At 65.6% G+C, this 6,487-nt stretch carries 8 protein-coding genes; 6 read left to right on the top strand and 2 right to left on the bottom strand.

Going from position 1 to position 6,487, the window contains the following annotated elements:
* From JOZ76_RS13795 to JOZ76_RS13805, 3 genes are all read left to right on the top strand, one after another.
* Positions 1-660, top strand: a 660-nt coding sequence (locus JOZ76_RS13795) for a lipoyl synthase (protein ID WP_291699181.1), incomplete at its 5' end; no start/stop codon positions are given.
* 6 nt (positions 661-666) lie between these two features.
* Complete coding sequence (locus tag JOZ76_RS13800; RefSeq protein ID WP_291699182.1) at positions 667-1,137, top strand: type II toxin-antitoxin system RatA family toxin; 471 nt, start codon at positions 667-669, stop codon at positions 1,135-1,137.
* Positions 1,138-1,213: 76 nt separating this feature from the next.
* Positions 1,214-1,603: a nuclear transport factor 2 family protein gene (locus JOZ76_RS13805; protein WP_291699183.1), complete on the top strand. Its 390-nt coding sequence runs from the start codon at positions 1,214-1,216 to the stop codon at positions 1,601-1,603.
* 69 nt (positions 1,604-1,672) lie between these two features.
* Here the strand turns inward: JOZ76_RS13805 and JOZ76_RS13810 are convergent, their stop codons facing one another.
* Both JOZ76_RS13810 and JOZ76_RS13815 read right to left on the bottom strand, forming a co-directional pair.
* Positions 1,673-2,278 carry a CinA family protein gene (locus tag JOZ76_RS13810; protein WP_291699184.1) on the bottom strand — a complete coding sequence of 202 codons (606 nt, stop codon included), beginning with the start codon at positions 2,276-2,278 and terminating at the stop codon, positions 1,673-1,675.
* A gap of 1 nt (position 2,279) precedes the next feature.
* Positions 2,280-3,476 carry a bifunctional 2-C-methyl-D-erythritol 4-phosphate cytidylyltransferase/2-C-methyl-D-erythritol 2,4-cyclodiphosphate synthase gene (locus JOZ76_RS13815; protein ID WP_291699185.1) on the bottom strand — a complete coding sequence of 399 codons (1,197 nt, stop codon included), beginning with the start codon at positions 3,474-3,476 and terminating at the stop codon, positions 2,280-2,282.
* A 243-nt stretch (positions 3,477-3,719) separates the two neighbouring features.
* Between JOZ76_RS13815 and dusB the strand changes: the two genes are divergently transcribed.
* The 3 genes from dusB to JOZ76_RS13830 all read left to right on the top strand — a co-directional run.
* Positions 3,720-4,760: a tRNA dihydrouridine synthase DusB gene (gene dusB / locus JOZ76_RS13820; protein WP_291699186.1), complete on the top strand. Its 1,041-nt coding sequence runs from the start codon at positions 3,720-3,722 to the stop codon at positions 4,758-4,760.
* On the top strand, positions 4,757-5,944 hold the full coding sequence (locus JOZ76_RS13825) for a two-component system sensor histidine kinase NtrB (protein WP_291699187.1): 1,188 nt from the start codon (positions 4,757-4,759) through the stop codon (positions 5,942-5,944). The genes dusB and JOZ76_RS13825 overlap by 4 nt, the downstream gene beginning before the upstream one ends.
* 9 nt (positions 5,945-5,953) lie before the next feature.
* Positions 5,954-6,487 (top strand): response regulator (locus JOZ76_RS13830; RefSeq protein WP_291699188.1); only part of this gene is annotated, 534 nt, incomplete at its 3' end.

Genomic DNA, 6,487 nt, shown 5'->3' on the forward strand with positions numbered 1-6,487 from the left:
CCGGGCGCGCTCGATCTGAGCGAGCCGGAGCATGTCGCCGAAGCGACATTCAAGCTCGGGCTCAGCCATGTCGTCGTCACCTCGGTCGACCGCGATGACCTCGCCGACGGCGGCGCGGAGCATTTTGCAAAGACCGTCCGCGCCATCCGCGCCCGCTGCCCGAACACGACCATCGAGATCCTCACGCCCGATTTCCTGCGCAAGGATGGCGCGCTCGAGATGGTGGTCGCGGCCAAGCCCGACGTCTTCAACCACAATTTGGAAACCGTGCCGTCGCGGTATTTGAGCGTGCGGCCCGGCGCGCGCTACTTTCATTCGATCAGGCTCTTGCAGCGAGTCAAGGAGATGGACCCGACCATCTTCACCAAGTCGGGCATCATGGTCGGCCTCGGCGAAGAGCGCCACGAGGTGTTGCAGGTGATGGACGATCTGCGGTCGGCGGAGGTCGATTTCCTGACCATTGGGCAATATCTGCAGCCGACCCGCAAACACCATGCCGTGATGCGCTACGTCACGCCCGACGAGTTTTCCGGCTACGAGACGACCGCCTATGCCAAAGGTTTTCTGATGGTGTCGGCCTCGCCCCTGACGCGATCGTCGCATCATGCCGGCGACGATTTCAAGAAACTCAGGGCAGCGCGCGAAGCCCTGTCGCGCTGAACCGATATGCCCCGGTTTTCCAACAAGCGGCGCGTCCCGCACGGCGCCCAGCGGATGTTCGACCTCGTCGCCGATGTCGAGCGCTACCCGGAATTCGTGCCGCTGTGCCACGCGCTGAGCGTCCGCCAGCGCACGCCGAAGGCTGACGGGACCGAAATCGTCATCGCCGACATGACGGTGTCGTTCAAGCTGGTCAAGGAGACGTTCACCAGCCGCGTCACGCTCGACCGCGCCAATCTGAAAATTTTGGTCGAATATCTCCGGGGCCCGTTTTCAAACCTCGAGAACCGCTGGACGTTCGAGCCGAAGGGCGAGGCCGTCTGCGACGTCACCTTTTTCATATCCTATGAATTCAAGAGCCGCATGCTGGCCATGCTGATGGGCTCGATGTTCGACGCCGCATTCGCGCGATTTTCCGCCGCCTTCGAGAAGCGCGCGGACGCGATCTACGGCCGGCCGAAGCCGGCGCCGGCATGACACGCTCCTGACACGACGCTGTCAGCAGGCCCCGCTTAAGCCGATCTCGCTTTCAACCGAGCAGAACGAGGTCTCAATGAGCGATAACAAGGTGAGTGGCCGCCCCGCGGCGCTGGAAACCGCGCTGGCCTATTACGACGCGTGGAGCAAGAAGGACATCGATAGACTGATGAGCCATGTCGCCGACGACATCGTCTGCAATGCGCCGTCCGGCCGTATCGAGGGGGCGCCCGCCTTTCGCGAGTTCTGGGCCGGCTTCATGAAGATGCTCACCGGCGCCAGGCTGATTGCCGGGTTCGGCGACGACACGACGGCGCTGGTCATGTACGACACCGAAACGTTTCCCGTGAAGAGCGCGCCGGCCGCGGAGCATCTCATCGTGAAGAACGGCAAGATCAGCGCATGCCGCATCATCTTCGACCGCGCCCCCTTCATCGAAGCGCGGCAGGCGGCGGCGCAAGCGTAGGATGGTGACGGCTGCGCCAGTTCCACTGTCATTCCGGGATCGCTGGCGGAACGCAGCGCCGCCGCGGATTCACCCCCGTGTCGGAGGCCGCGGCCGTCGCTTCACGGCATGGCCGCGCGGGGTGCGGGTGGCGCGCGGGCGGAGCCGGGCCGCGGCGGCGAGGCGAGGCTTTGCGACCTGCGGGCCGCGCGCGAGTTCCATCAGCATCTTCAGGGCTTCGACCACGCTGCGCTCGCGGACGGCGGTACGACCGATCGCGCCAAAGCGCATCTCGCGGTGGATGATGCGGCCGTCGCGCGCGGCGGCAGCGAAATGCACGAGGCCGACCGGCTTGCCCGGCGTGGCGCCGCCGGGGCCGGCGATGCCGGTGATGGCGACCGCAAGATCAGCGTCGGCACGCTCCAGCGCGCCCACGGCCATCTGAGTTGCGGTCTCCCCGGAGACGGCGCCAAACGCCTCTAAGGTCGAGGCTTTCACCCCGAGCATCGCGCGCTTGGCTTCGTTGGAATAGGTGACAAACCCGCGGTCGATCACGTCGGAGGAGCCGGGAATGTCGGTCAGCGCGCCGGCGACGAGCCCGCCGGTGCAGGATTCTGCGGTCGCAATGGTCAGCTTGCGCATCCGGCAGAGATCGAGCAGCGAGCGGGCAAGAGAGCGAGCGTCGCTGCCGGTCATGTCAGAGACTCCCGGCTTTGTCGTTCCACGGCAGGCGGATGGTGGCGCTCGCGGTCGCCGCGATCCCTTCCTCTCTCCCGGTGAAGCCGAGCCGTTCGCTCGTCGTCGCCTTCACCGCGACGCGCGAGATGTCGACGCCGGAGATTTCCGCGATGCGTGCGCGCATGACATCGCGCAGAGGACCGATCTTCGGCCGCTCGCAGATCATCGTCACCTCGATATTGGCGATCCGCCCGCCGTGCGCGGCGACGCGATCGACGGCATATTTCAAAAAGCGATCGGAGGAGGCGCCCTTCCATTGTGGGTCCGAGGGCGGAAAATGCGAGCCGATGTCGCCATCGGCGAGCGCCCCCAAAATGGCGTCGACGAGGGCATGCAGGCCGACATCGCCGTCCGAATGGGCGAGAAAGCCTTTGCTGTGCGGCACCTTGACGCCGCAGATCATCACATGGTCGCCCGCGCCGAAGGCATGCACGTCATAGCCCGTTCCGATCCTGATGTCGCCGAGCTGGCTTGCGAGGCGCGCCTCCTCGCGCAAAAAATCTTCGGGAGTCGTCATCTTCATGTTGGCAACATCGCCCTCAAAGGTTGCCACCGTCAATCCTGCCCATTCGGCCAGCGCCGCATCATCTGTGAAATCCGCGCGGCCCTCGCGCGCGGCGCGCCGATGCGCGTCAAGGATGACGTCAAAGCGAAAGGCCTGCGGCGTCTGCGCGATGCGCAGCCGTGCGCGGTCGGGAGTTGCTTCGATGTGCCCCGAGGCGTCGACCAGCTTGACGGTATCGGTGACGGGCACGACCGGGATCGCGGCCCCGCTGCGCGATGCGGCCTCGATCGCGCGCGATATCACCTCGCTTGAGACAAAGGGCCGCGCGGCGTCATGGATCAGCACGATGTCAGGCTTGTGCGCGTTGAGCGCCTCCAGCCCTGCGCATACCGACTGCTGGCGCGTGGCGCCGCCCCCGGCGGGCGGCTCGTGGCGAAGACCCCTGACCGCCGTGGAGAACATCGCGAGGTCGTCGAGATGCAGCACGGGTTGCACGTGAGATAGCTGTGGATGATTGCTGAACGGCGCCATCGCCCGGAAGATCACGGTCTGGCCGCCGATCTCGCGATATTGCTTTGGGCCGCCGCCGCCGGCGCGAAGCCCGCGCCCGGCAGCAACGAGAATGGCAGCGGTCCGCTGTGGTCTGGACATTGCAATCAACAACTTATGAGAGGGGAATTGACCGCATCCTGAGGATGCGCGCAGCCCCTTAGCATGTCCGGGGAACGGGGGTGAACCGCTGTGAACGGCAAGTAAGCATATTGCTGCACTGCACTTGCAAGATTCTGGGGAATGGCTAATGTGTAGGCATGAGTTGTTTTTGCCCAACATTTGTGCGAAAGGTGATGATGGTGAGACCGGTACGCACAAAAAAGGATTCGTCGGGCTAGCTGCATGTCCGTTACCGAACTGGCAAGGGATGGCCGTAATCCTTTGAAAATCGGCCCGATTCAGATCGGATGCCGGGCAATTCTGGCACCGATGTCGGGCGTGACGGACGCGCCGTTCCGCCGTCTTGCAGTCGCCCTCGGCGCAGGCCTGGTCGTCTCCGAAATGACGGCGAGCGACGATCTGGTGCAGGGGCGGCCAATTTCGCGCCTTCGCTGCGAAGCGACCGGCATCGGGCCGCATGTGGTGCAGCTCGCGGGCCGCGAGGCTCGGTGGATGGGCGAGGGCGCACGGGTCGCCGAGGCCGCTGGCGCCGACATCATCGATATCAACATGGGCTGTCCGGCACGGCATGTGACGGGGGGCCAATCCGGTTCCGCGCTGATGCGCGATCTCGACCATGCCACGAACCTGATCGAGGCAACGATTGCGGCGGTCAAGGTGCCGGTGACCCTGAAAATGCGGCTCGGCTGGGATGATGCGACCCGCAACGCGCCCGAACTCGCGCGGCGGGCGGAACAGGCCGGCGTGCAGATGATCACGGTGCATGGCCGCACACGCTGCCAGTTTTACAAGGGCCGCGCCGACTGGAGCGCCGTGCGGGCCGTCAAGGACGCGATCTCTGTTCCGCTCGTCGTCAACGGCGACATCACCTCGTATGACGAGGCGATCACAGCGCTCGGCGCCTCCGGCGCGGACGCCGTGATGATCGGACGCGGCGCGCAGGGCAAACCCTGGCTGCCCGGCCAGATCGGCCGTCGGCTCGACGGGGGCGCGGCCGAGACGGCGCCGCCGCTGGCCCAGCAGCTCACGCTGATCCGCACCCTCTATGACGAGCTCTGCAGCCTGTATGGCGTGCGCGTCGGCCTGCGCCATGCCCGCAAGCATCTCGGCTGGGCATTGGATGTCGCCGCCCACTGTGCCCGTGCGCCGGGGCCGACGCTAAAAGCCTGGCGGCAGACCATCCTGACATCTGAGGATCCGGCGCGGGTGCACCAGGGGCTCACCGAGGCCTTCGACGCGTTCTCGTGGAGCGCCGCCGCATGAAGCTCGCCGCGGACCATCGCAAAGCTGTCACCTCCGACCACAGCGACGCCATCCTCAACGCACTGCCCAATCCGGTTCTCCTGATCGGCCCCGACGGAAAGATCGTCGATGCCAACATGGCCGCGGAATCCTTCTTCGATGTGTCGACCCAGTTCCTGCAGCGCCAGCTCCTGAAGGAGCTCGTGCCGTTCGGCAGCCCGCTCCTGGCCCTGATCGACCAGGTGCGATCGAGTAACGCGCCGGTCAACGAGTACAAGGTCGATCTGGGCACGCCGCGGATCGGGGGCGACCGCCAGGTTGATCTGCATGTCGCGCCGGTGTCGGAGCGGCCGGGCCACATCGTCGTGATGCTGCAGGAGCGCACTATCGCCGACAAGATGGACCGGCAGCTCACCCATCGCAGCGCTGCGCGCTCGGTGATCGCGCTCGCCGCCATGCTCGCGCATGAGATCAAGAATCCGCTGTCGGGCATCCGCGGCGCCGCGCAGCTCCTGGAGCAGGCGGCCTCGCCCGAGGACCGCATGCTGACGCGGCTGATCTGCGACGAGGCCGACCGCATCGTGACCCTGGTCGACCGCATGGAAGTCTTCGGCGACGACCGCCCCGTCGCGCGCGGGCCGGTGAACATCCATTCGGTGTTCGATCACGTCAAAAGGCTGGCGCAGTCGGGTTTTGCCCGCAACATCCGTTTCGTCGAGGACTACGATCCCTCGCTACCCCCCGTGCTCGCCAACCAGGATCAGCTGATCCAGGTATTCTTGAACCTGGTGAAGAACGCCGCCGAAGCGGTCGTCGATCTCGGCGCCGACGCGGAAATCCAGCTCACGACCGCCTTCCGGCCGGGCGTGCGGCTGTCGGTGCCGGGCAAGAAGTCGCGGGTGTCGCTGCCGCTGGAGTTCTGCGTCAAGGACAACGGTCCGGGCGTGCCCGAGGACCTGATGCCGAACCTGTTCGACCCCTTCGTCACCACCAAGCCCACGGGAAGTGGCCTCGGCCTTGCATTGGTCGCCAAGATCGTTGGCGATCATGGCGGGATCATCGAATGCGAATCGCAGCCGCGCAAGACCACCTTTCGCGTGCTGCTGCCGATGTACTCCAGCCCCAAAGACCAGAAAGACCACGATCAGAGCAGTCGCGATGACGTTGCCGGGACGCCGTTGCATGCCTCACAGGACGCAAAATGAGGAACAGCAATGCCTGCATCAGGTAGCATTCTCGTCGCTGACGACGATACGGCCATCCGGACGGTTTTGAACCAGGCGCTGTCGCGGGCCGGATACGAAGTGCGGCTCACCGGCAACGCAGCGACGCTGTGGCGCTGGGTCAGCCAGGGCGAGGGCGACCTCGTGATCACCGACGTGGTGATGCCGGACGAGAATGCCTTCGACCTGTTGCCGCGCATCAAGAAGATGCGGCCGAACCTGCCGGTCATCGTGATGAGCGCGCAAAACACCTTCATGACCGCGATCCGCGCCTCCGAGCGCGGGGCCTACGAATATCTGCCGAAGCCGTTCGACCTGAAGGAGCTGATCGCGATCGTCGGCCGCGCGCTGGCCGAGCCGAAGGAGCGCTCGGCTGCGACGGCCGACGATGCCGAGTTCGAATCGATCCCGCTCGTCGGCCGCTCGCCCGCGATGCAGGAGATCTACCGTCTGCTCGCGCGGCTGATGCAGACCGACCTCACGGTGATGATTTCGGGCGAGTCGGGCACCGGCAAGGAACTGGTC

It is taken from the genome of Bradyrhizobium sp. (assembly GCF_019244115.1).
GTDB lineage: Bacteria > Pseudomonadota > Alphaproteobacteria > Rhizobiales > Xanthobacteraceae > Bradyrhizobium.